This window comes from Streptomyces sp. NPDC007971 (assembly GCF_042958635.1).
In the GTDB taxonomy this organism is placed as follows: domain Bacteria; phylum Actinomycetota; class Actinomycetes; order Streptomycetales; family Streptomycetaceae; genus Streptomyces.
In genome coordinates this window covers 303977-327665 of the sequence record NZ_JBIBJK010000011.1, presented here as the reverse complement: position 1 = coordinate 327665, position 23689 = coordinate 303977, and the positions used below count along the sequence as shown (strand labels likewise).

The window sequence follows — 23689 nt, the reverse complement described above, 5'->3', positions numbered from 1 at the left end:
TCGGCCGGCTCGGTGAGGGCGTCTCTCGGGATCCTGCCGAGCCCGGGATCGGTGAGTGCATCCCTCGGAGCCCTGCCGCCTTTGGGCTTGGTGAGGGCATCGCGTTCGGGGGGTGTTCGGTTCGCGGCGGTGGCAAGTGCGCTCGGATGAGTGGATGGGCGCAGGGACGGTTCTTGAACGAAAGACAATGTGGCACTCTGAGCCGGTGACCGATTGGGCTGGGCCGGTGTCGGGGGCTTTCCGCAATGGGCGTTGAGGGGTGGGACGAGTCGCGCGGTGACGGCGACGCGGAACCCGATGGGCTGACTTCGCCGCAGGTGCCGAGCCAGGGCGGGCGGGCCTCGGTTTCCCCAGCGTCCCCGGCAGGATCGGTACCCCCGGTATCTCCAGCCTCCCCGGCAGGATCGGTACCCCCAGCAGAATCGGTGCCCCCGGCAGGATCGGTACCTCCGGCAAGTGGGCCGGGCGACAGGGGTGTGCCCGCCCAGCGCGACGGCAGTGCGCTGCCGCCGTCGAGGGATGCGCCGTCCGCCGACGGCCAGTTGATCGAGCGGATGCGGGCCGGCGACGACTCCGCCTACGAGGAGCTGTACCGGCGGCACGCGGATGCGGTGCGCCGGTATGCGCGTACCTGCTGCCGTGACGGGCACACCGCGGACGACCTGACCGCCGAGGTCTTCGCCCGCATGCTCCAGGCGGTGCGCGGCGGGGCGGGACCCGAGTACGCCGTGCGCGCCTATCTGCTGACGTCGGTGCGGCGCGTCGCCGCGCACTGGGCCAGGTCAGCACGGCGCGAGCAGCTCGTGGACGACTTCGCGGTCTTCGCCCAGCAGGCCTCGCGCGCTTCCGAGGTGCCCGACGACAGGGCGTCCCTGGGCTCGTTCGGAGCGGGCCTGGACCTGGGCGCCGATGTGCGCACCCTGCACGAGGCCGAGCAGTCGATGGCGATGCAGGCCTTCCGCTCGCTGCCCGAGCGCTGGCAGGCCGTGCTGTGGCACACCGAGGTGGAGGACGAGTCACCGAGCGAGGTGGCCGTCCTGTTCGGGCTGGACGCCAACGGCACCCGGGTGCTGGCGAGCCGCGCCCGTGAGGGGCTGAAGCAGGCCTATCTGCAGGCCCATGTGAGCGCCTCCCTGGCCGGCGACGAGGCGTGCGCCCGCTACGCCGACCAGCTCGGCACCTACGCCCGCCGCAAGCTGCGCATCCGCGCCGAACGAGGCCTGCGCAAGCACCTGGACGAGTGCGCCCGGTGCCGGCTGGCGGCCGCGCAGATCGAGGAAGTCGCCGGCGGTATCCCCGCGATGGTGCCGGTCGCGGTCATCGGCTGGTTCGGGGCGGCCGGGTACGGGAAGGCGCTCGGGATCATCGCGGGCGGTGCCGGGGCGGGCGCGGCCGGTGCGGCTGCCGCGGCCGGCGGGTCCTCCACGGGTGGCGGCGCCGGTGGCGGCGCGGCGGTCTCGGAGGGGCTCGGGGCGCCGGTGAAGGCCGGGATCGCCGCCGGTGTGGTCGCGGTGGCGGCCGCCGTGGTGGCCCTGGCTCTGGCGAACGACAGCCACCCGGCCAAGGAGGTGGCCGATCCGTCGCCGTCCTCTGCGCTCGTCTCGCCCAGGGCGCCGAGCCCCGCGCCGCCGGCGAAGAAGAAGCCCGCTCCGCAGCCGGTGGAGCTGGCCCCACGACCGGCCCCCACGCCGAGCCGCGCTCCGGTGCCGGCCCCCACGCCCACGCCCACGCCGACTCCCAGGCCCAGCCTGAAGCCGACACCAGCACCGACACCGCCCCCGAGACCGACTCCGACACCACCCTCGACGCCCACGCCCACCCCGAAGCCGACTCCCACGCCGACGCCTCCGCCCCCGCCGGTCCCCGTCGTCTACGAGTGGAGCGAGCTGCGCTACGACGTCGTCGGCGACGGCACCGAGCCGGAGATGCGGCTGGGCGAGAGCAGCTGGGTGTGGCGGCGGTACGGCATGTCGATCGGCGGCCGGCGGTACGCGCCCGGGGTCACCGTCCACGGCGAGTCCTCCGTCACCATCGACCTCAACCGCCAGTGCACCGCCTACGACGCCCTGGCCGGTGTGGACGACCTGACCCTCGGACTGGGCAAGGTCTCCTTCTCCGTCTACGCCGACGGGGTCCGGCTGTGGAGGTCCGGGACCGTCGAGGGCGGGAACGCGGCCGTGCCCGTCCATGTGGACCTGACCGGGCGCAGGACCGTACGGCTCGTCGTGGAACCGCACGACAAGGTCTTCGACCAGGTGGCGCTGGCGGACTGGGCGCAGTCCAGGTTCACCTGCCGCTAGGCCGGTTCACGGTCACCGTCCCGGCTCACCGTCGCCGTCCCGGTTCGCTGTCGCCGTCCCGGTTCGCTGTCGCCGTCCCCGCTCAGCTGCCGTCGGACCGGTTCACCGGCCGTCTGCCCGGCTCGCCTGCCCCGGTGGGCGCGGTCTGCTCCAGCTGTCCGAGAACGTCGTCCGGGCCGAGGGCGGCACCCCGGGCGCGCTCGGCCGCGTACCGGTCCGGGGACAGCGCCGCGCGGGCGTCCGCGTCGATCCTCTCTGCCTGGGTGCGCTCCGGCTCGGGGCGCGGATGGCCGCCGCGCCACTGCTCGGCGGCCGTGAACAGCCGTATCGCGCCCGGCAGATCGCCGAGCCGGGCCAGCAGATCGGCTCCGGTGTCCACCAGTCCCGCCGTGATCGACTCCGCGCAGCGCCGCTCCATCGCCTCGCGCAGTGCCCCGGCCACGATCGGCAGGGCGGGTTCGGGGCCGGACTCGGCGGCCGTGATCCGGGCCTCCACCACGCGCAGGGCGGCCGCGAACTGCGGGGGCAGGGTCCCTCCTGCCGCCGCCAGGCAGGTCGCCTCGTACAGCTCGCGCGCGCGGGCGATGTCCCCGTCGTCATGGGCGAGGTGGGCCCGCATCAGCAGGACGAACGCCCGGGACTCGGCCAGCCCGTACCGGTCGGCGGCCGCTCCCGCCTCGTTCAGGGCGGCCAGGGCGGCCTCGCGGTCGCCGGAGCGGTAGGCGATCTCGGCCAGGCGTGCCATCAGGAACGGGGACTCGGCGTAGGCGCCCACCTCGTAGGCGAGGCGCAGCGCCTCCTCGTACTCGCCGCGGGCCTCCTCGAACCTGCCGCGCGCCATGCCGGCCTCGCCGGCCGCGCTGCACACCTGGGCCCGCATCCAGCGGTCCCCGACGCGGCGGCTGAGGATCCGCAGCCGCGCCAGGTCCTCGTCCACGCCCCGCAGGTTGCCCGGTGAGTCGACGACCACATGGGCGCGGTACATCAGGGTGACGCCGACCTCCCAGTCCCCGCCGTACTCAAGGCAGTTGGCGAGCGCCGCGGCCATGTCCGGTCCCACGTCGCTCGCCGAGTCGCCCAGGTAGTAGGCGGTCAGCGGCCAGATGATGCCCGGCAGACGGGCTGCCTGCGGACCGCCGCCCGCGTAGGCGGCACGCACGCGCGCGAGGTACCCGGGGGTGCGCTCGTCGGCCGCGAAGTGCTCGGGGCTCGACTCCGCGATCATGAAGAGTTCGAGCATCCGCAGGTCCATGCGCTGTTCCCGCAGCGGATGGTCTTCCTCGCCGTCGGGGGCGGCGAGGAAGGCGCCCACCGGATCGGCCGACTCCGTCGCCGCCCGCAGGTCGTCCCTGTGCGCGCCGTCGGGCAGGGAGTCCAGGGCCATGCCCAGGCGCAGCACCAGCCGTACCCACCGCACCGCCTCCTGGCGGTGGTTGCGCAGCCACCAGAACCAGCCCATGGCCAGGGCGATCCCTGCCGCCTGCGCCTCCTCGCCGGCCCGGACCGCGCGGTCGAGGGCCGCACGGATGTTGTCGTGCTCGCTCTCCAGGCGGGAGATCCAGGGGAGCTGGGCCGCGGACCGCAGCTGGGGGTCGGCCTCCTCGACCAGTGCGCGCACCCAGGCGCGGTGGCGCCGCTCGGCCGCCGCGCGCAGCTCGGGGGTCTCGGCCGCGCGTTCGTTGGCGTACTCGTGGATGGTCTCCAGCATGCGGTAGCGCATGCCCGCGGAGCCGTCCGGGCCGCGGAGGCCGCTCGGGCCGTTCGAACCGCCGGGGCCGTCCGGACGGCTGGTGCTGCCGGAGCCGTCCGGACCGCCGGGGCCGTCCGGATGGCCGGGGCCGTCCGGATGGCCGGGGCCGTCCGGATGGCCGGGGCTGCCGGAGCCGTTCGGACTGCCGGGACTGTCGAAGCCGCTCGGACCGGTGGGGCCGTCGAAGCCGCTCGGACCGGTGGGGCCCTCCGGATCGGCCACGACGAGGGACTTGTCCACGAGTGCGCCGATCAGGTCCGCCGCCGGGCCGGTGCACACGGCCTCGGCCGCCGTGAGGTCCCAGCCGCCGGCGAACACCGACACCTCGCGCAGCACCGTCCGCTCCTGCTCGTCCATCAGGTCCCAGGACCAGTCGACCACGGCGCGCAGGGTCTGCTGGCGGGGCAGGACCGTGCGGCTTCCGGAGGTGAGCAGGCGGAAGCGGTCGTCCAGCCGGTCGGCGATCTGCCGCGGGGTCAGCAGCCTGAGCCGGGCCGCGGCCAGCTCGATGGCGAGCGGGAGCCCGTCCAGGCGGCGGCAGATCTCCGCCACCGCCCCGGTGTCGCGAAGGACCGCGGCGGCGTCGGGGCGGACGGCCTGTGCGCGCTCCTCGAAGAGGCGGCGCGCCTGATCGGGGACGAGGGGCTCGACCGGGCGCACCGACTCACCGGGGACGCCCAGGGGTTCACGGCTGGTGGCGAGGATCGTGAGCCCCGGGCAGTGGGTGAGGAGGGTCTCGGCGAGGGCGGCAGCCGCGCCGATGACATGCTCGCAGTTGTCAAGGATCAGGAGCTGGCTGCGCGGTGCGCAGTACTCGATCAGCAGGGCCGTGGGGTCGGCCGGCGTCGTCCCCAGGTCGTTGGTCAGCAGTGCGGTCTCGCGCAGACCGAGCGCGCTGACCACCGCGCCGGGCACCGCCTCGGGCCGGTCGAGCGGGGCCAGCTCGGCCAGCCAGGCCTGGGGCAGCCCTGCGGCGGCCTCCTCGGCGAGGCGGGTCTTTCCGGAGCCGCCCGGTCCGGTGAGGGTGACCAGGCGGGCCCTGTGCAAGTCGGAACGAATGGCGTCGAGTTCGGGTTCCCGGCCGACGAAGGAGGTCAGGCGCGGGCGCAGGTTGCCCGTCCGCTCCGGGGGCCGGGCGGAGGACGGCACCGCCACGACCGGAGCGGCGGCGGGCGAGGCGGCCACGACCGGGGCGGAGCCGGACGAGGTGGCCCCGACCCGGGCAGCAGCAGGCGAGGGAGCCGCCACCGGGGCGGCGGGCGGCTGCGGCCTGAGCAACGGCTGCCTGAGCAACGCGGTGTGCAGGGCCTGGAGTTCCGGACCGGGGTCGGCGCCGAAGGCCTCGGCGAGGATGCGGCGGGCGGACTCGTACGCGGCGAGGGCGTCGGCGGCACGGCCGGTGTCGCGCAGGGCGCGGATGAGCAGGGCGTACAGGGACTCGTCGTACGGGTGGGCCGCCGTCAGTTCCGTCAGCTCCGGTACGGCGTCCTCGGCGCGGCCCAGTCGCAGGCGGGCCTCGGCACGGCCCCGGACCGCCTCCAGACGCAGAGCGTCCGGGCGCGCGGCGGCGGTGCGGTCCGGGAGGTCGGCGAGGGCGGGTCCGTTCCACAGGGCGAGCGCCTCGTCCAGGCCGCGGACCGCGGCCAGGACGTCACCGCCGTCCAGCGCCGCCCTGGCCGTACGCACCAGGGACTCGAAGACGAAGAGGTCCACGTCGTCTTCGGCGGCGGCGAGACGGTAGCCGCCGGGTGCGGAGACCACGGTGTCCCTGCCGAGAGCGCGGCGGAGCCGGCCCACCAGGGCCTGCAGCGCGGCCGGGGCGTCCTGGGGCGGATCGTCCGCCCAGACCTCCTCGATCAGGGACTGCGGGACGGCGACCCGCCCGGGGCGCAGCGCCAGCGCGGCGAGCAGCGCGCGCACGCGCGGGCCGCCAACGGGTATGACGGCTCCCCGGTCGTCCTCCGCCTGGGTGACGCCCAGGATTCTGTACCGCACCGGGACATTGTCGCCGGACGCATCGGCACAGGCACGGGGGCTGCCCGTGCACCCCGCCCGGGACGTGTGCCCGGACCGCGGCGAGGGGCCTCACGGGCTTCGCCGAGGAGCCGAACGAACGGCCGCACCGGAAAGCCGTCCGAACCACGCCGGGAAGCCGACCGAGTCACACCGAAGAGCCGACCGAACCTCACCGGGGAGCGATCCGGGCCGCGCCGAAGAGCCGTCCGGGCCGCGCCGGAGAACGGTCCGGGCCGCGCCGAAGAGCCCACCGAACCCCACCGCAGCACAGACCAAGCCACACCCAAGAACCCACCGAACCCCACCGCAGCACAGACCAAGCCACACCCGAGAACCCACCGAACCCCACCGCAGCACAGACCGAGCCGCAAGCGGAACTATCCGCTCAGCCCCGCGGGTCCCGCCGCCCCTGCGGCTCCCGCGCCCAGTGCGCCCCTGCGCGGCGGGATCCCTGCCGGCACCGCACGCGCGCGTGCGGGCGTGCCGGTCCAGCAGGTGCCCCGCCGGGCCAGGAGGCGGCCGAGCCAGAGTTCGAGGGAGACCAGGTCGGCGAGGCCGTCGAGGGGGAGGGGTTCGCCGGCCGCCGCGTCGCGCAGGGCCTTGCGGACCACTCGGGCCTCGACGAGGCCGGCCTCGGCGAGCAGAGGCGTGGCGAAGAGGTCCACCAGGGAGTCGGCGGCGACCCGCAGGCCCGCGCGCGTGGCCGCCGCGGAGGAGGCGTGGGACGGGGCGCCCCAGCCGGGCGGGAGGTCGGTGACGCCGGCGCCCTCCAGGACCGCGCGCAGGACGGCGGAACGGGCGCCGGGCCGGACCCGAAGGGCCTCGGGGAGGGCGCGGCAGGCGCGGACGACCTGGTTGTCCAGGAAGGGCGCGTGCAGGCGCTGGGAGCGGATCTCGGCGGCCTGCTCCAGCACGCGGAGATCGGCGGCGGACCGGGCGAGGACCGCGCGGGCGCGGAACTCACCGGGGCGCTGCCCGGAGCCCCCTGCCGAGCGGTCCGCCCCGCCCTGGAGCAGAACCGATACTTCAGCCAGTGCCTCCCCGGTCAGCCAGCGCGCCGCCGGCCCGGGTCTCGCCCAGGCCAGCCCGGCGAGTGAGGCATCGACCGCCCCCTTGGGGTCGTCGAAGCGGCGCCGCATCAGCCGCTCGGCGAGCAGTTCCAGACCCGCCCGGTACGGGGTGCGCGCCAGCCGCCGCGCCGCGCCGTACACGCGCGCGGGGACCATCACGGAGCCGTCGGCCCGCGCGAGGGCAGCGACCGGCCGGACCAGATGGCGCCGCTTGCGGTCCATCAGGAGGTCCGCGAGACGGGCGGGATGGGCGTCCAGCACCTGGCGGGCGCCGTGGCCGGTGAAGTGGTCGGCGCTGCCGGCGGCGAACCGGGCACGATGGCGGGCCGCCGTGACCAGCGAGGGGCCCGGTTCGTCGGTGAGGGGACCGTCGAGGTCGGCGAACGGCAGGGTCTCCTCGCCACCGGTCACCACCACGTGGTGCAGGCGCGGGTTGGCCGCGAGGGTTCCGGCCCGCTCCACCTCGGCCTCGCGGCCGCTGACGGCCAGGTCGTTGAAGGTGACGGCGAGCAGCCGCTCCCCCGCGCCGGTGCCGTGGCCGAGAAGCGTGCCGGGTCTGCCCGGAAGTCCGGCGGCCAGCAACGCGAGCGTGCCGGAGGCGGGACCGCCGGACAGGTCGGCGCCGATCCCCGGCACCGGCATCCCGCGCGCGGCCCGCCGCTCGGCGGGGCCCATGCCGGGCACCGGACCGGGGTCGAGGTCGGGCACGTGCCGGGGCGCCGACAGGCGCGCGCGGACCGCTTCGACGAGGGCGTCCCGTACGGCGTCCACCGCGCGGTCGGGGTCGGCCGGGGGCGCGGCCACGGCGAGGGAGGCGACCGGCTCGTACCCGACGATCTCGCGCGCTCCGGCGCGCAGGACGAGCGCATGCCCCGGCGCAATGCGCCGCACGCCGTCGTACGGGGTGGTGTCGCGCAGCGCGGCCGGTACCTCGGGGGCGGCGAGCAGGGCCGCGAGGTGCGCGAAGTCCAGGTTGGCCTCGACAAGGTCCGCGAGCGGCAGCGCGGCCGTGGCGTAGGCCGTGCCGCCGGCCCAGGGGGTGTGGAACACCGGGCGGGCGCCCGCGAGATCGCCGCAGACGGTGATGCGGCGGCCCACCTGGACGACGGCCGTGTAACTGCCGGGCCATGTGGTCAGATGGCGCAGTGCGCCCCCGCGCGCGGTGAACAGGCTGCGCCGCAGCTCCTCGTCGGAGGCGGCGCAGGTGCCGAGGACGGCGATCCGGTTCTGCGCGTCGGAGTTCACCACGCGCACCTCGTCCGGGCGCCAGTCGCCGACGGCCCACAGGGGATCGGGGTCGCCCCACAGGAGCTGGGAGCCGACGGGGTGCAGGGTCTCGCCGTCGTATCCGGTGGCACCCGCGGAGCCGATCGCGGCGCCCGCGGCGGTGCTGCTCCAACCCACCAACCACCGCATCGACGCCTCCACAGGCTGTGGACAACAGTGCACCGTACGAACCGGCTCCCCATGCTGCCATGAAGAACGCGCCGGGGAGGGGCGGTGACGCGGCCTTCGATCGGGGGAATGCGGGGGAGGCGGCGGGGGAGGGCGGCAGGGGAAGGGCCCGACGAACGGAACGGCGAGCGGAGCAGCGAACGACCGTACCGCCCAAGGCGGATGCGGGGCGAGGGCAGGCCGGGTGCGGGGCGGGAGCAAGCCGGGTGGGGGGCGAGGGCGGGCCGGGTGTGCAGAGACCACATGAGGGGTGCGACGCGAATGCGCCCCCGATACGCTCCCCGAAAACTCCCTTCGCGCCCTCAAGTTCCATGGTGGGAGCAGAATTCACCCGCGAAGAGCAGGGTCGATTTTCGGCCAATTCGCGGACGACCGCCCGGATTCGAGCACGCTCCGTACAGGCCTGCAGAAGGCGCACGGACGCAGCCACGCGCACAGTCCGGGAGGCGGGCATCGCCTCCCGGACCGGTCCGCCACCCGCGGGGATGAAGGTGGCGGTGTCCCCCAGCCCGCTGGATCCAGTACAGCGGGCCGACCCACGCAAGAGCCATGGAACCGCTCCCCCGGTGGCCGGAGAAGAGCGCACGGACGGGCGCACGGCCACACGAGCGGGGGCACGCCGCGACAGCTTGTGCACGGTGCGTACAGGGCCGTACTTCCGTACGGGCCACAATCCCGCCATCCGGAACAATGCCCCTTAACGCTTGGGATGCGGCGAACTACGCTGGGTTTACGAATGCCGCACGGTTATGCCAGCGCGGCAGCCGTCTGTGTCGAGGGGTGACGCATGTCCAGGGAGCAACGCGGGCCGAACGACAAACTCGGCACCGTTCTCGCCCTCGCGGGAATCAGCAACGCAGGCCTCGCGCGACGCGTCAACGATCTTGGCGCGCAACGCGGGTTGACACTTCGCTACGACAAGACCTCGGTGGCGCGCTGGGTGTCGAAGGGGATGGTGCCGCAGGGAGCGGCGCCGCACCTCATCGCGGCCGCCATCGGCCAGAAGCTCGGCCGCCCGGTGCCGCTCCACGAGATCGGCCTGGCGGATGCGGATCCCGCCCCCGAAGTGGGCCTCGCCTTCCCCAGAGACGTAGGACAGGCGGTGAAGTCGGCCACCGAGCTGTACCGGCTCGACCTCGCCGGACGCCGGGCCGGCTCCGGCGGCATCTGGCAGTCGCTCGCCGGGTCGTTCGCAGTGAGCGCCTACGCAACGCCCGCCTCGCGATGGCTGATAACCCCCGCCGACAGCTCGGTCGCGCGGGAGGCGAACTCCGCCGAAGGCTCCGGCGCACCGATCAAAGTCGGCCACAGCGACGTGCAGAAGCTGCGGGAGGCTGCCGAGGACGCCAGGCGCTGGGACTCCAAATACGGAGGCGGCGACTGGCGTTCGTCCATGGTGCCCGAGTGTCTGCGGGTGGAGGCGGCGCCGCTGCTGCTCGGGGCGTACTCCGACGAGGTGGGCCGCGCCCTGTTCGGGGCCACCGCGGAACTCACCCGGCTGGCCGGGTGGATGGCCTTCGACACCGGTCAGCAGGAGGCCGCGCAGCGGTACTACATCCAGGCGCTGCGGCTCGCCCGCGCGGCCGCGGACGTCCCTCTCGGGGGATACGTGCTGGCGTCCATGTCCTTGCAGGCGACCTACCGGGGCTTCGGCGACGAGGGCGTGGATCTCGCGCAGGCCGCCCTGGAGCGCAACCGGGGACTGGCGACCGCGCGCACCATGAGTTTCTTCCGGCTGATCGAGGCCCGGGCGCACGCGCGCGCGGGGGACGCACAGGCCGCCGGCGCGGCCCTGAAGGCGGCCGAAGGCTGGCTGGAGCGGTCCAGGGAAGGTGACAACGACCCCTCTTGGCTTGGTTTTTATGGATACGACCGGTTTGCCGCCGATGCGGCGGAGTGCTACCGCGATCTGAAGGCGCCGCGGCAGGTGCGGCGGTTCACCGAGCAGGCGTTGTCGAAGCCGACGGAGGAGTTCGTGCGGTCGCACGGGCTGCGGCTGGTGGTCTCCGCCGTCGCCGAGCTGGAGTCGGGGAATCTCGATGCGGCCTGCGAACAGGGGGTACGGGCCGTGGAGGTCGCCGGGCGGATCTCCTCCGCGCGGACCACGGAGTACGTGAAGGATCTTCTGCACCGGCTGGAGCCCTACGGGGACGAGCCGCGGGTGGTGGAGCTGCGGGAGCGTGCCCGGCCTCTTCTGATGATGGCTCCGGCGTAGGGGGGCCGGGGCCTCGCTGACGACCCTTGCGCAGGGGGTCGGGGCTTCGCTGACGACCCTTGCGCCGGGGGTCGGGCTTCGCCGACGGCTCCGGCGCAGGGGGGCCGGTGCCTCGGTGTCCGCCGGGTCTGTGTGATCTTGGGACGCCGGGTCGTCCTCGGCCGGTCGCGCGGACGCGGCGGAGCCGCCTGCGGGCACGGCCCCGCGCCCCCTGCGCGGCGCTCCCGCCACCCCGGGTTTGAAGGCGTTGTCAGTGGCGCAGTGCACTATCGAGAAGGGAGGTGGTGCAGGTGCGAGTGGGTGCGTACGACTGTGATGTGCTCGTGGTCGGAGGCGGGATCGTCGGGCTGTCCACGGCGTATGCGATCACGCGGAGCGCGCCGGGTACGCGGGTGACCGTGCTGGAGAAGGAAGCCGGCCCGGCCCGGCATCAGACGGGGCGCAACAGCGGGGTCATCCACAGCGGGATCTACTACCGGCCGGACTCCCTCAAGGCGCGCTACGCGGTGCGGGGCGCCGCCGAGATGGTGAAGTTCTGCGCCGAGTACGGCATCGCGCACGCCGTCACCGGGAAGCTGATCGTCGCCACCGAGCGGGAGGAGCTGCCGCGGCTGCACGCACTCGTGCAGCGCGGCCGGGAGAACGGGATTCCCGTGCGGGAGCTGGGCACCGCGCAGATCGGCGAGTACGAGCCGGAGGTGCGCGGCCTGGCCGCCATACACGTCGGCACGACCGGTGTGTGCGACTTCGTGGGCGTCGCACGGCAGCTGGCGCAGGCCTCGGGCGCCGAGATCCGGTACGGCGCGCACGTCGTACGGGTGGACCGGCGGCCGGAGCGGGGCGTGGCCGTACTGACCGCGGCCGGGGACGTCGTACGCGGGCGGGTGCTGGTCAACTGTGCCGGGCTGTACTGCGACGAGGTGGCGCGGCTGACCGGGGACGAGCCCGGGGTGCGGATCGTGCCGTTCCGCGGGGAGTACTACGAGCTGGCGCGGCCCGAGCTGGTGCGGGGGCTGGTGTATCCGGTGCCGGATCCGGCGTTCCCGTTCCTCGGGGTGCATCTGACCAGGGGGATCGACGGCGGTGTGCACATCGGGCCCAACGCGGTGCCGGCGCTGGCCCGGGAGGGGTACGAGTGGGGGGTCGTACGGCCCCGGGAGCTGGCCGGGACGGTGGCGTGGCCGGGGTCGTGGGTGATCGCCCGGCGGCACTGGCGGTACGGGGCCGGGGAGCTGCGGCGGTCGGTGTCCAAGGGGGCGTTCCTGGAAGCCGTGCGCAGGTTGCTGCCCGCGGTGGAGGAGGGGGATCTGGTGCGGGCCCCTGCCGGGGTGCGGGCGCAGGCGGTCTTGCGGGACGGGACGCTGGTGGACGATTTCCTGATCCAGGAGGGGGCGCGGACCGTGCATGTGCTGAACGCGCCGTCTCCTGCGGCTACTGCGTCCTTGCCGATCGGGAGGGAGGTCGGGCGGCGGGCGCTGGAGATGCTGGGCGCTCTGTAGGTACCGGCCGTGGTGTCGGTGCGGGGTGCGCGGTGAGGTTGCGCGGTGCTGTGGGCGCTGTCCCAGGGGGCTCCGCCCCCTGGCCCCCCGGACCTATGCCCACCCACCACCCGACTCGGTCTGCTTCAAAGGCACCGGACCAGCCGGCTCGGTGGGCCGGCAGCGGGCGGGGGGTCCCCGGCTCGGTGGGCGGCAGAGAGGCGGGTCCCCGGCGCCGTGGGGCGGCAGCGGGCGGCGGGTCCCCGGCTCGGCGAGTCGGCAAGGCGGCGGGGCGGGAGCCGGGGCAGTGGGTGGCAGGGGCGGGGGGTGGCAGGCGCGGGGGGTGGCAGGGGCGGGCGCAGGGGCGAGGCGGGCGGCTCGGGGATTTGAGGAGGCGCCGTAAAATCGGTGTCACTGTGTCTGACTCCCTGAATGCCTCCGAAGCCCCGCGGCCCGCCACCGGCGCGTCGTCGTCCGTGCATGTCCCCGGTGTCTCCGTCCGGCACACCCGGGACAAGGGGGAGCCGAGGTTTCCGGACGGGCCCAAGGCCGACCCCGCCGGATCGCACTTCGAGCGGCGGATCCGCAGCTTCCAGCCGCGCCGGAGCCGGGTGACCGTCGGGCAGGCCGATGCGCTGCAGCGGCTGTGGCCCACCTGGGGGCTGGACATCGACGGACAGTGCGTCCTCGACCTCGACGAGATGTTCGGGAACGCCCGTCCCGTCGTCCTCGAAATCGGATTCGGGATGGGCGAGGCCACCGCGCAGATGGCCGCCGGAGACCCGGACACCAACATCATCGCCGTCGACGTGCACACGCCGGGGCAGGGGAACCTGCTCAACCTCGCCGACCGGAACAGCCTGTCCAACATCCGGGTGGGCAACGGGGACGCCATCATCCTGCTCAGGGAGATGCTCCGGCCCGACTCGCTCGACGGTCTGCGCGTCTACTTCCCGGACCCCTGGCCCAAGAAGCGGCACCACAAACGGCGCCTGATCCAGCCCGAGTTCCTGTCACTGGCCGCGACCCGGCTCAAGCCCGGGGCGATCGTGCACTGCGCGACCGACTGGGAGCCGTATGCCGAGCAGATGCTTGAGGTGCTCACCGCGCATCCGGACTTCGAGAACACCCAGGCAGACGGCGGTTTTGCGCCGCGCCCCGGGTTCCGGCCGCTGACCCGTTTCGAGGGGCAGGGACTGGACAAGGGACATGTGGTGAACGATCTGCTCTTTCGCCGCGTACCGCATCAGGACCAGTAGCGAGCAGAGGTCGATGCCTTGGCCACCAGCCCTCCGTACCCGACCTACTCCCCCGGCCCCCGAAGCGGAGCGCATCCGCACTGGTGGCAGCGTCGGTGGGTGCGCTACGGAGCGCTGATCACGCTGCTGGCGATGTCCGGTCTGGTCATCCTCGCCCTGGTGCGCCGGCAGACCGGCACGGAGGGCCTCCTGGTCGGGCTGGGGCTCGCCGTCCTGCCCGTGCCGTGGCTCATAGCCGCGTTCCGGTGGCTGGACCGGGTCGAGCCGGGGCCCTGGCGCAATCTGCTCTTCGCCTTCGCCTGGGGCGCCTGCGCGGCGGCGCTGATAGCCATCGTCGCCAACAGTTTCGCGACGAAATGGATCGCCACGGCGACGGCCGACCCGGCCAGTGCCGACACCCTCGGCGCGACCGTGATAGCGCCGGTCGTGGAGGAGTCCGCCAAGGCCGCGGCCGTGCTGCTGGTCTTCCTCTTCCGCCGCCGTGACTTCACCGGGATCGTCGACGGCGTCGTCATAGCCGGGCTCACCGCCACCGGGTTCGCCTTCACCGAGAACATCCTCTACCTGGGCACGGCCTTCGGGACCGACCAGATCACCGGCGACCGCGGCATCGCCTCCGTCACCGCCGCCACCTTCTTCGTGCGCATCGTGATGTCGCCGTTCGCGCACCCCCTGTTCACCGTCCTCACCGGCATCGGTTTCGGCATCGCGGCGCTCTCGGCCGAGAGGCAGCACGTCCGGCGCGTCCTGGTCCCGCTCGGCGGGCTGCTGCTCGCGATGAGCATGCACGCCTTCTGGAACGGCTCCTCGACCTTCGGCGAGTACGGCTTCTTCGCCGTCTACGGCGGCTTCATGGTGCCCACGTTCGGGCTGCTGACCTGGCTGGCGGTCTGGACGCGGCAACGGGAGCTGCGGACCGTGCGGGAGGAACTGCCGGCGTACGTCCACGCCGGATGGCTGGGGCCGGCCGAGCCGTTCGTGCTCGGGTCGATGCGGGCGCGGCGAACGGCGCGGGACCATGCCCGCAGGCACTTCGGGGGGCGGCCGGCCGCGCGGGCGGTGGCACAGTACGAGGCGTACGCCACCTCGCTGGCGTTCCTGCGGCAGCGGGGGCGGCGCGGGCGGGCCGGGGCCGACTTCGTCGCGCGGGAGCAGGAACTGCTGGCCGAGCTGTGGAAGCGCCGGGAAGTGGCCCGGCCGGCGCTGGAGCACGCGGCGCTGTCGGCCGCCCCGGCCCAGCCGCTGTACGGGGCGCCGGTGGCCTACTGGTACGGCCATCCGGCAGCGCCCCATCCCGCGTACAACCCCTATCGCACCTAGGCAGATCGCACCTGGACAGGGTGTGCAGGGGCAGCCCGGGCAAGGGTTGCGGAGGGCATCCGGCGCCCGACCAGCCAAGCCCACCCGAAGTCGGCGTCCGATCGGGTGGGCTCAGGCCGAAGTCGGCGTCCCACCAGCCAAGCCCGACCCGAAGTCGGCGCCCGGTCGGCTGGGCTCAGGCCGATGCCTCCGTGAGCTGCTTCAGCTCCTCGTCGGTCAGTCGCAGCTCCGCGACCTTCAGCAGTGCCGGAAGCTGTTCCGGGGTGCGTGCCGAGGCGATGGGGGCCGTCACCGTGGGCTGGGCGGCCAGCCAGGCGAGGGCGACCGTGGCCACGGGGGCCTCGTGGGCGGTGGCGATCTCGTCCAGGGCCGTGAGGACCCGCCGGCCGCGCTCGGACTGGAGGTGCCTCGCGGCCGCACCGGCGCGGGCGCTGTCGACCGTCGTACCGGGGCGGTACTTGCCGGTGAGGAAGCCGGAGGCGAGCGCGTAGTAGGGGACCGCCGCGAGGCCCGCGCGGGCGGCGACGTCCTGCAGCGGGCCCTCGTAGGTGTCGCGGGAGACCAGGTTGTAGTGGGGCTGGAGGGCGACGTAGCGGGCCAGGCCCTCGCGCTCGGAGAAGTCCAGAGAGGCCCGGAGCCGCTCGGGGGTGATGTTGGAGGCGGCGATCTGACGGACCTTGCCCGCCTTCACCAGGTCGTCAAGGGCGCCGATGATCTCCTCGACGGGGACCTCGGGCTTGTCGTAGTGGGTGTAGTAGAGGTCGATGTACTCGGTGTCCAGGCGGCGCAGGGAGGCGTCGGCAGCGGCCTTGATGTTGGCCGCGGACAGGCCCTGGTACTCCGGGTGCTGGCTGACCTTGGTCGCGATGACGACGTCGGAGCGGTTGCCGCGGGCCCTGACCCACTTGCCGATGATCGTCTCGGACTCGCCGCCCCTGTTGCCCTCGGCCCACGCCGAGTAGGCGTCGGCGGTGTCGACGAAGTTGCCGCCGGCGGCCGTGTAGGCGTCCAGGACGGCGAAGGAGGTGTCCTCGTCGGCGGTCCAGCCGAAGACGTTGCCGCCGAGGGCGAGCGGGAAGACGCGGAGGTCGGAGGAGCCGAGGGTGCGGCGTGAGGCATGGGAGTCGGTCATGTCCCGGTTCAACGATCACATCCGTCCCGTCCATTCCGCGATTGCTGCGAATGGTGGGGGCCGGACGACCGGCAGCCCTGACGTCGGGGGGTTGTCGTCAGGGCTGCCGGGGACCGGATGAGGGGGTACCGGGGACCGGATGAGAGGGTGCCGAGGCTCAGGCGTCCCGGCCGGTCAGGGGTTGAGGCCCTTGTCGCGCAGCCACGGCGCCGGGTCGATGCCGGTGGCCTGGCCGTTCGGGTGGACCTCCAGGTGGAGGTGAGGCCCGGTGACGTTGCCGGTGGCGCCGATGCGTCCGATGACGTCTCCGGTGCTGACCTTCTGGCCGACGGAGACGCCGATCGAGGACTGGTGGCAGAACCACAGCTCGGTGCCGTCGTCCAGGGTGAGGACGGTGCGGTAGCCGTAGGCGCCGGCCCAGCCCGCCTGGGTGATGGTGCCGCTGTGGATGGCCTTGATGAGGGTGCCGGTGGGAGCGGCGAAGTCGAGGCCGGTGTGGTAGCCGGAGGACCACATCGAGCCGGGCTGGCCGAAGGTGCCGGTGATCGTGTACGAGACGACCGGCAGCTTGTACTCCTTGGCCAGGGCGGCCAGGCGCTCCTCCTCGGCCTTCTTCTTCGCGGCGGCCTCGGCCTTCTCCTTGGCGGCCGCGGCCTTGTCGGCGGCTTCCTTCTGCGCCTTGGCGGCCGCGGCGGCGCTCTGCTTCTCGGCGTCGGCGAGGGCGGCGGCGGTGGCCTTGCTGTCGGCCTTGCTCTGCTGCTGCTCGGCCTGCGCCATGATCCGGTTGCGCAGGGCCTCGCCTGCGTTGCCGCTCCGGTCGCTGTCGGCGGAGGTCACCCCGACCTTGCTCAGCGTGGGCGTCGTGGCCTTGGCCGCGTCGGAGGCGGAGGAGTCGTCGAACAGGGAGCCGACGGAGGGCAGGTCGGGCATCGAGAGGGACACCGGCGGCTTGCCGGTGTGGGCGCTGGCCATCCCGCCCGCGCCGACGGCGGCTATCACGCCGACGCCGAGGACGGTGGAGCTGCGGGCGAGTCCGCCGCGCTGCTTGGCGACGCGGTGCCGGCCCCGCACCGGGCGGACGGAGTCCTCGGTGGGGTTCCATTCCTCCCAGGGGCCCTCGTCAGTGCGGTGGTCGCCGTAGCCGAAGGTCTCGGTCTCGCGCTGAGCCGGGATGAACGGGGCTTCTGGGGCAGGCCGGTTGGACGCCACGAAGGCGTGCTCCTTTCCTTCCTCCGCCTACCGGGTTAGCTGACGGGTTCGGAGCGGAAGGTCTCCTACGCGCGTAAACCGGCCGTGGACTCGCAAAGTTCACGACGGTGTCTGCGCGATTCACCCCAAGGTGGTGGTTCCCCGGTTCCCTTGCGGGATTCGGCACGTGCGCACGGAGCCGCCTCGGGTGACGGCTGGGACGACCGCGCTGCGTTATCGAACGTTAATAGACCCACCTGTGAGATTCCAAGCCGTTCGGCTTGATCATTAACGTTCTTCGACGCGGACGTACGGGGTATGACCGGGGGAAAACGGGCGAGTTGACCGACGTTCAGCAGTCACAGAGGCTTTGATGGTGACTCAGATGTTATGCGGAGGGCTGTCGTCCGGTCACTGTGGGTCATGGGAGCCGGAGCCGGCCGGTCAGGGCCGCCGTACGGCCAGCAGCGCCATGTCGTCCGTCGTCCCTCCCCCGGAGTGCCGGCGCACCTCCGTGGCCAGGCGGCCGAGCAGGGCGCCCGGGTCGGGGAAGCTGCGCCCGGTGAGCCGCCGGGCGGGATCGTAGAAACGGCCGTGGCCGTCGCGGGCCTCGGACAGGCCGTCGGTGTGGAGCAGCAGGGTGGCGCCGCCCGGGAAGCCGTACTCCGTCGCCCGGTCGGGCCACAGGCCCAGGTCGCCCATGCCGAGCGGCAGTGCGGGCTCGCACGGGACCAGGGTGCGCACGGTGCCGTCGTCGTGCAGCAGCAGCGGCGGCGGGTGGCCGCGGTTGACGATCCGTACGGCCCTTTCGCCGTGCGGGAGTTCGGCGAGGACGGCGGTCGTGAAGCCCTCGAAGGCGTCGAGCCCCTCCCGTCGCGTGCCCTCGCGGGCCAGGGCGCGCTCCAGCCGCTCGGCCACCGCCTCCAGCGTGGCCTCCTGCTCGGCGGCCTCCCGGAACGCCCCGATCACCACGGCGACGGCGGCGACGGCACCGATGCCCTTGCCGCGCACGTCCCCGACGATCAGCCGGACGCCGTGCGGGCTGTCCTGCACCGCGTACAGGTCGCCGCCGATGAACGCGTCCCGCTGGGCCGCCTCGTAGCGGGCCGCGATGTCGAAACCGGCGATACGGGCGGCGGGTTCGGGCAGGACGGCCCGCTGGGCGGCCACGGCGATCTCCCGGGCGGAGGCCAGCCGCTGGTCGCCGAGGCGTACGACCTGGTTGATGACGGCGGCCAGCACGGCGACCGTGGCCACCGTGAACACCTCGGTGAACGTGCCGGCGTCCGGGCGCAGGCCGTAGCCGGCGTGCACCGCGACGGTGGCGGCCAGGGAGGCGAGGCCGGTGAGCACCGTGGTGCGCAGCGAGGACAGGGGCGCGGCGATCAGCGGGGCGGCGGTGAAGAAGGGCACGGCGGTGAAGGCGCGCGGGGTGAGCAGGTCGTAGACGATCCCGCCGCCGATCAGCAGCGCGGGCAGGGCGCCGACCAGGGCGCGGGGGGTCGGCCGGGGGCCGCGGCGCCCGTCCGGCGGGCGGGGTGCGGGACCGTCGCCCAGACCGGGGTCCGGGACGGGATCGCCGGGGAGCCGGCCGCCGGCCCTGGCGCGCGGGCTCTCCTCCTCCACCTCACCAGGACGCACTGCTCGTCTCCCGTGTTCTTGACGTACGTCCAGCGTGGCGGGGGCCACAACGGCGGGCGACTGCTGTGGACCGAGCGGATGACCGACTGTGATGTACGACACTCGGCGCGCCGGAGGGGGTGAGCGCAGGTCCGGGGCACGGCTACGGGGCCCGGGGGACGCGGGGACGAGGCGACGAGGCCCGAGGGGGCGTGGCACTGCCGCAGAAAACACTCAGGGCCGGGATCCATTGCTGGATCCCGGCCCTGAGTCTTCAGTAGCGGGGACAGGATTTGAACCTGCGACCTCTGGGTTATGAGCCCAGCGAGCTACCGAGCTGCTCCACCCCGCGTCGTTGTGTCTCTACTGTACTCCATCCGCAGGACACCGAGGACACAGGTGGGCGTGAGCCCCCGTTCAGGACAGCAGGTGGGCGTTCGGCGCCTTCGCGCGCGCCTCGTGTTCCGGCAGCAGGACGACGTCCACGCCCGCGCCCCGCAGGACCCCGCTGCCGTCGGCCGCCGTCACGAACGTGTCCGGCTCCCGCCAGGCCGTGACCACCCGGCGCACCCCGGCCCGCAGGATCAGCTCCGCGCAGGGTGCGGGGCGGGAGGCGCGGCGGGAGCAGGGTTCGAGGCTGCTGTAGACCGTGGCGCCCGCCAGGCGCGGGTCGGCCGGGCCGAGCTTGGCGAGGGCCGCCTCCTCGGCGTGCGCCACGGGGTCGCCCGCCTCGCGCGAGTGGCCGCGCGCCAGCTCGGTGCCGTCGGCGGCGACCACGACGGCGCCGACGCTGAAGGCCGTCCCGGAGGGCGGGCACAGGGCGGCCAGGTCGCAGGCGGTGCGCAGCCAGTGGTGGTCGGCGGCGGTGGCCACGGGGCCGGTGCCGGGCGCCGTGGGCTCGTAGCGCATGAGGACGACGTCCTCGATCCGGCGGGTCTCGGTGAGCCGGAGCCGGCCGCCCTGGTAGTCCCCGGGTCCGAACAGGCGCGGAGCCGCCGGGTCGCCGACGAACAGCGGGGCGAGGACCAGCTGCAGCTCGTCGGCGAGGCCCTGCTGGAGCAGCTGGGTGTGGACGGTGCCGCCGCCCTCGACCATCAGGCGCCGTACGCCGCGCACGTCGTGCAGGTGCTCCAGCAGGGCGCGCCAGTCGAGGCCGGGGCCGAGGGGGACCACGTCGGCGCTCCGGCCGAGGGCGCGCGTGGCCCGCTCGGCGCCCTTGTCGGTGGTGTACACGAGTTTCTCGCCGCCGGTGTGCCAGAAGTTCGCCGCCGGGTCGAGGTCGCCGGTGGCGGTGACGGTGACCTTCAGCGGGTACGCGGGCCTGCCCTCGGCCGTGCGGGCCGCGCGGCGCTCGGGGGAGTTCACCAGCAGGCGCGGGTTGTCGGCGCGGATGGTGCCCGCGCCGATCAGGATGGCGTCGACCGAGGCCCGCACCTCGTCGACCCGGTCGAAGTCGGCCGGGCTGGACAGCAGCAGCCGTTCGGGGCCGGTGTCGTCCAGGTAGCCGTCGAGGGAGACGGCGGCGGACAGCAGGACGTACGGGTACGGCATCGGCGCGCGCTCCCTGGCGAGGCGGAGGACTGTCGGTCTTGGTTCAAGTTTGAAACAAACCTACACTGGCGGCATGACGACCCGCTGGCTCACCCCCGAGGAGCAGCGCGCCTGGCGCGCCTACATCGCCGCCTCCCAGCTGCTGGAGGATGCGATCGACCGGCAGCTCCAGCAGGAGACCGGCATGCCCCACCTGTTCTACTCCGTTCTGGCCAACCTCTCCGAGGTGCCCGACCGGCGCCTGCGGATGACCGACCTCGCCGAGAAGCTGAAGATCACCCGCAGCCGGCTGACGTACGCGGTGACCCGCCTGGAGCGGGACGGGCTGGTGCGCCGCGAGGACTGCTGCTCGGACAGGCGCAGCTCGCTCGCGGTGCTGACGGACGAGGGGATGGCCGTACTGGAGCGTACGGCGCCCGGGCACGTCGAGACGGTCCGCGCGACCCTCTTCGACCGGCTCACGCCGGAGCAGGTGGGGCAGCTGGAGGAGATCTGCACGGGGATCACGCGCGGGCTGCAGGGGGACGACGCCGAGGCCGGGGCGGGCGACGTCCCGTGGCGCCGCCGTTCGTCGTGCTCCTCGTCCCGGCCCGACAGCACCGACAGCCCTGACAGCACCGGCAGCACCGGCAGCACCGGCAGCACCGGCAGCCCTGACGGCGCCGGCAGCCTCGGTAGCACCGGCGGTCCTGGCAGCCCCGACAGCTCCGGCAGTCACTGAGGCGATTGGGGGGCGCACGGAGCGCACAGGGGCGCCCCGAGTCGCACCGGGAGCGTCGGGGGCACCAGGAGTCGCACCGGACTGCGCGAGAATCGATTGCTTTAACTTTTAAGCATGGGGTAGGGTCTCCTCGACCCGCTGCTTCAAAACTGAAGCAACTGCCTCGGAGGGACCCGCATGCCCGACACCCCCGCCGCCACGCCGCGCGCCCGCGTCCGGGTACCGCTGCGCTTCGCCGACGGCTACCGCGTCGACGCCGAACTCGTCACCTTCCACGGCCTCACCGACGGCCAGGAGCACATCGCCGTCGTCCTCGGCGAGCCCGGCCCCACCCCGCTGGTCCGTCTGCACTCCGAGTGCCTGACCGGGGACGTCTTCGGCTCGGCGCGCTGCGACTGCGGCCCCCAGCTGCGCGAGGCGGTCGAGCGCATCGCCGATCGCGGGGGCGTCCTGCTCTACCTGCGCCAGGAGGGGCGCGGCATCGGCCTGTACAACAAGCTCGACGCCTACGCCCTCCAGGACCAGGGCCTCGACACCTACGAGGCGAACGCCGCGCTCGGCCTCCCGGAGGACGCCCGCGACTACACGGCCGCCGCGCAGATGCTGCGGGCGCTCGGCATCGGGGAGATCGACCTGCTGTCCAACAACCCCGACAAGGCGGAGCAGTTGCGCGCACTCGGCGTCGTCGTCCGCGACCGGGTGCCGACCGGCGTCTTCACGACGGCACACAACGTGCGCTACCTCCGCGCGAAGGTCCTCCAGACCCAGCACACGCTGCCGCTCGCGGAGTTGAGCGAACTGCACGCGGGCTGACGGCCGACCCGGCTCAGTCCCGGCGGCGGGCGGGCAGCCGCAGCGCGGGCAGGACCGCCAGGGCCAGCAGGGCCGTGGCCACCGCGTACGCGAGGCGGAACCCGGCGAGGTCGGTGCCCGCCGACCCCAGCACCACCGACAGCAGGGCCGTCCCGACGGACGCCCCCGGCTGGGAGTTGATGCCGAGCGCGGTGCTCGCCGCGGCCGCCCGGTCGGCGCCGATGACGACGACGGCCACGGTCCGCCGCAGCGCCCCGGACATGACGGGCGCCGGGCGGCCCGGTGCCGCGACGGACGCGGTGGCACGCATCCGCCCGGCCCTCAGGCCGCGTAGGGACGGTCGGCGCGGGCGGCCCGCAACGCCCTTCCCCACCAGGCGAGTTGGCCGAGCATGCCCTTGGCGGCACCTGCGCACACGGCGGCGTCCCGCGGGCTGCCGTCCTCGCCCAGGCCGGACCAGGGACCGTGCAGGCTGACCGAGTCGCGCACGGTCACCGAGTGCAGTTCGGCGAAGACCAGCCGGAGCTGCTCGACCGCGCGCAGGCCGCCGCCGAGGCCGCCGTAGGACACGAAGCCCACGGGCTTGGCCTGCCACTGGGCGTGGTGCCAGTCGATGAAGTTCTTCAGGGACGCCGGGAAACTGTGGTTGTACTCCGGCGTGACGACCACGAACGCGTCGGCGGCGGCGAGCCGCGGCGAGACGTCCTCCAGCGCGGCGACGGCCGCGGGGTCCGGGGTGCCGCCCCAGCCGGGCAGCACCAGCGGCAGGTCCACGTCCGCGAGGTCGACGACGTCGAGGGCGAGGCCGTCGTCACCGGCGGCGGTGGTGAGGAACCAGTCCGCGACGGCCCGGCCCTGCCGGCCCTCACGGACACTGCCGACGACGACGGCCACACGCAGCGGTGCTTGATTGCTGACAGCGGACACAGGAATCCCCCAGCTCAGGGTGCCGGCCGCCCGGTGCGGCCTCCCGCCCAGCAAAGTACAACGCTCGTTGTAAAAATTACAACGCTCGTTGTAAGTCGGGTAGGGTGCGGGTCAGGAGGAGGCGAGAGTGGGCGAAACGAACGAGTCCCGGCTGGAGCAGGCACGGCGCGAGGTCTCCCCGCGCAAGCTGGAGAAGCAGATGGCCCTCGCGAGCGCGTCCTGCACGGTCTTCGGCCGCGAGGGCTACACGCGCGCCTCGGTCGACGCCCTCGCCGCGGAGGCCGGCGTCTCCACGCGCACGCTCTACAACCACTTCCCCGGCGGCAAGGCGCAGCTCTTCCGGACCGTGGTGACCTGGACGTCGAGCGAGGTCCGGGACGCCCAGCTGGCCATCCTGCGCTCGGTACTGGACCCCGGGCGCCCGCCGCACCCCGACGACCTCGAACGCGACCTCGTCTCCCTGGCCCGCGGGTTCGTCGGCCTCATGACCGACTACCCGAACCACTTCGCCCTGGTCCGCCACATCCACGCCGAGGCCGACCACGTACCGCCGGAGGTCCTCAGGGCCTGGCACGAGGCCGGGCCGGAACCGGTCGGCCGGGCGGTCACGGAGGCGATGGCGCACCTGGCCGAGGCCGGACTGCTCGACGTGCACGGCGACGCGGCGCTGGCGGCCGGCCACTTCACGGCCCTGACCTCGCACACCATCGTCCAGTTCACCCACTACGGCGTCCTGCCCCTCCCGCAGGAGAAGACGGACCGCCTGATCACGGGCGGGGTCGCGGCATTCCTCAGGGCGTACGCATCATCCGGCGCGGGGCGGTGAGCCGGGGCCCGGCCGGGAGGTGAGCCGGGGGACTGGGCCGAATGGGCC

Annotated in this window: 16 protein-coding genes, 1 tRNA gene and 1 riboswitch; of the genes, 8 read left to right on the top strand and 9 right to left on the bottom strand. The window is 73.9% G+C overall.

From position 1 onward, the window contains the following. Nucleotides 1-245: 245 nt before the first annotated feature. Complete coding sequence (locus tag ACFZCP_RS24910; protein WP_391430055.1) at nucleotides 246-2300, top strand: sigma-70 family RNA polymerase sigma factor; 2055 nt, start codon at nucleotides 246-248, stop codon at nucleotides 2298-2300. An 82-nt stretch (nucleotides 2301-2382) separates the two neighbouring features. On the opposite strand, the gene ACFZCP_RS24905 is transcribed toward ACFZCP_RS24910, so the two are convergent. Both ACFZCP_RS24905 and ACFZCP_RS24900 read right to left on the bottom strand, forming a co-directional pair. Beyond that, entirely contained in the window at nucleotides 2383-6045 is a 3663-nt protein-coding gene (locus ACFZCP_RS24905) for a BTAD domain-containing putative transcriptional regulator (RefSeq protein WP_391430053.1), read from the bottom strand. Nucleotides 6046-6443: 398 nt separating this feature from the next. Next, nucleotides 6444-8552 carry an asparagine synthase-related protein gene (locus ACFZCP_RS24900; protein WP_391430051.1) on the bottom strand — a complete coding sequence of 703 codons (2109 nt, stop codon included), beginning with the start codon at nucleotides 8550-8552 and terminating at the stop codon, nucleotides 6444-6446. A gap of 826 nt (nucleotides 8553-9378) precedes the next feature. On the opposite strand from ACFZCP_RS24900, the gene ACFZCP_RS24895 reads away from it, so the two are divergent. From ACFZCP_RS24895 to ACFZCP_RS24880, 4 genes are all read left to right on the top strand, one after another. Continuing rightward, the gene (locus ACFZCP_RS24895; RefSeq protein ID WP_391430049.1) at nucleotides 9379-10806 is read left to right on the top strand and encodes an MFS transporter; all 1428 of its coding nucleotides are present in this window, start codon (nucleotides 9379-9381) and stop codon (nucleotides 10804-10806) included. A gap of 281 nt (nucleotides 10807-11087) precedes the next feature. Beyond that, nucleotides 11088-12305 (top strand): L-2-hydroxyglutarate oxidase, encoded by a 1218-nt coding sequence (gene lhgO, locus ACFZCP_RS24890; protein ID WP_391430047.1) that lies wholly within the window; start codon nucleotides 11088-11090, stop codon nucleotides 12303-12305. A 395-nt stretch (nucleotides 12306-12700) separates the two neighbouring features. Further along, on the top strand, nucleotides 12701-13543 hold the full coding sequence (gene trmB / locus ACFZCP_RS24885) for a tRNA (guanosine(46)-N7)-methyltransferase TrmB (RefSeq protein ID WP_391430045.1): 843 nt from the start codon (nucleotides 12701-12703) through the stop codon (nucleotides 13541-13543). An 18-nt stretch (nucleotides 13544-13561) separates the two neighbouring features. Then, entirely contained in the window at nucleotides 13562-14863 is a 1302-nt protein-coding gene (locus tag ACFZCP_RS24880) for a PrsW family glutamic-type intramembrane protease (RefSeq protein WP_391430043.1), read from the top strand. A 175-nt stretch (nucleotides 14864-15038) separates the two neighbouring features. Here ACFZCP_RS24880 and ACFZCP_RS24875 read toward each other — a convergent pair whose 3' ends face one another. From ACFZCP_RS24875 to ACFZCP_RS24855, 5 genes are all read right to left on the bottom strand, one after another. Further along, nucleotides 15039-15995, bottom strand: a complete 957-nt coding sequence (locus ACFZCP_RS24875) for an aldo/keto reductase (protein WP_391430041.1) — start codon at nucleotides 15993-15995, stop codon at nucleotides 15039-15041. 174 nt (nucleotides 15996-16169) lie between these two features. Further along, the gene (locus tag ACFZCP_RS24870; RefSeq protein WP_391430039.1) at nucleotides 16170-17204 is read right to left on the bottom strand and encodes a peptidoglycan DD-metalloendopeptidase family protein; all 1035 of its coding nucleotides are present in this window, start codon (nucleotides 17202-17204) and stop codon (nucleotides 16170-16172) included. Nucleotides 17205-17211: 7 nt separating this feature from the next. Further along, a riboswitch (cyclic di-AMP (ydaO/yuaA leader) is annotated at nucleotides 17212-17379 on the bottom strand. Nucleotides 17380-17627: 248 nt separating this feature from the next. After that, on the bottom strand, nucleotides 17628-18824 hold the full coding sequence (locus ACFZCP_RS24865; RefSeq protein WP_391430037.1) for a SpoIIE family protein phosphatase: 1197 nt from the start codon (nucleotides 18822-18824) through the stop codon (nucleotides 17628-17630). A 257-nt stretch (nucleotides 18825-19081) separates the two neighbouring features. Next, nucleotides 19082-19155 (bottom strand) — tRNA-Met (locus tag ACFZCP_RS24860). 65 nt (nucleotides 19156-19220) lie between these two features. Then, nucleotides 19221-20354, bottom strand: coding sequence for a dihydrofolate reductase family protein (locus ACFZCP_RS24855; RefSeq protein ID WP_391430035.1), 1134 nt, complete (start codon nucleotides 20352-20354; stop codon nucleotides 19221-19223). Nucleotides 20355-20427: 73 nt separating this feature from the next. Here ACFZCP_RS24855 and ACFZCP_RS24850 point away from each other — a divergent pair, with 73 nt between their 5' ends. Together ACFZCP_RS24850 and ribA are read left to right on the top strand one after the other, a co-directional pair. Then, nucleotides 20428-21075, top strand: coding sequence for a MarR family transcriptional regulator (locus ACFZCP_RS24850; protein WP_391430033.1), 648 nt, complete (start codon nucleotides 20428-20430; stop codon nucleotides 21073-21075). Nucleotides 21076-21252: 177 nt separating this feature from the next. Beyond that, entirely contained in the window at nucleotides 21253-21888 is a 636-nt protein-coding gene (gene ribA, locus ACFZCP_RS24845; RefSeq protein ID WP_362694648.1) for a GTP cyclohydrolase II, read from the top strand. 13 nt (nucleotides 21889-21901) lie between these two features. Here the strand turns inward: ribA and ACFZCP_RS24840 are convergent, their stop codons facing one another. Both ACFZCP_RS24840 and ACFZCP_RS24835 read right to left on the bottom strand, forming a co-directional pair. Continuing rightward, nucleotides 21902-22198, bottom strand: coding sequence for a hypothetical protein (locus ACFZCP_RS24840; protein WP_391430030.1), 297 nt, complete (start codon nucleotides 22196-22198; stop codon nucleotides 21902-21904). 11 nt (nucleotides 22199-22209) lie between these two features. Further along, nucleotides 22210-22815 (bottom strand): NAD(P)H-dependent oxidoreductase, encoded by a 606-nt coding sequence (locus tag ACFZCP_RS24835; protein ID WP_391430028.1) that lies wholly within the window; start codon nucleotides 22813-22815, stop codon nucleotides 22210-22212. Between the two features lie 127 nt (nucleotides 22816-22942). On the opposite strand from ACFZCP_RS24835, the gene ACFZCP_RS24830 reads away from it, so the two are divergent. Further along, on the top strand, nucleotides 22943-23641 hold the full coding sequence (locus ACFZCP_RS24830; protein ID WP_391430026.1) for a TetR/AcrR family transcriptional regulator C-terminal domain-containing protein: 699 nt from the start codon (nucleotides 22943-22945) through the stop codon (nucleotides 23639-23641). Nucleotides 23642-23689: the final 48 nt, after the last annotated feature.

What these genes read in the sequence shown, in the direction of transcription:
- ACFZCP_RS24910 (WP_391430055.1), top strand. Translation starts at nt 246, where the DNA reads ATGGGCGTTGAGGGGTGGGACGAGTCGCGCGGTGACGGCGACGCGGAA.
- ACFZCP_RS24900 (WP_391430051.1), bottom strand. Translation starts at nt 8,552, where the DNA reads ATGCGGTGGTTGGTGGGTTGGAGCAGCACCGCCGCGGGCGCCGCGATC.
- ACFZCP_RS24895 (WP_391430049.1), top strand. Translation starts at nt 9,379, where the DNA reads ATGTCCAGGGAGCAACGCGGGCCGAACGACAAACTCGGCACCGTTCTC.
- ACFZCP_RS24875 (WP_391430041.1), bottom strand. Translation starts at nt 15,995, where the DNA reads ATGACCGACTCCCATGCCTCACGCCGCACCCTCGGCTCCTCCGACCTC.
- ACFZCP_RS24855 (WP_391430035.1), bottom strand. Translation starts at nt 20,354, where the DNA reads ATGCCGTACCCGTACGTCCTGCTGTCCGCCGCCGTCTCCCTCGACGGC.
- ACFZCP_RS24850 (WP_391430033.1), top strand. Translation starts at nt 20,428, where the DNA reads ATGACGACCCGCTGGCTCACCCCCGAGGAGCAGCGCGCCTGGCGCGCC.
- ribA (WP_362694648.1), top strand. Translation starts at nt 21,253, where the DNA reads ATGCCCGACACCCCCGCCGCCACGCCGCGCGCCCGCGTCCGGGTACCG.
- ACFZCP_RS24840 (WP_391430030.1), bottom strand. Translation starts at nt 22,198, where the DNA reads ATGCGTGCCACCGCGTCCGTCGCGGCACCGGGCCGCCCGGCGCCCGTC.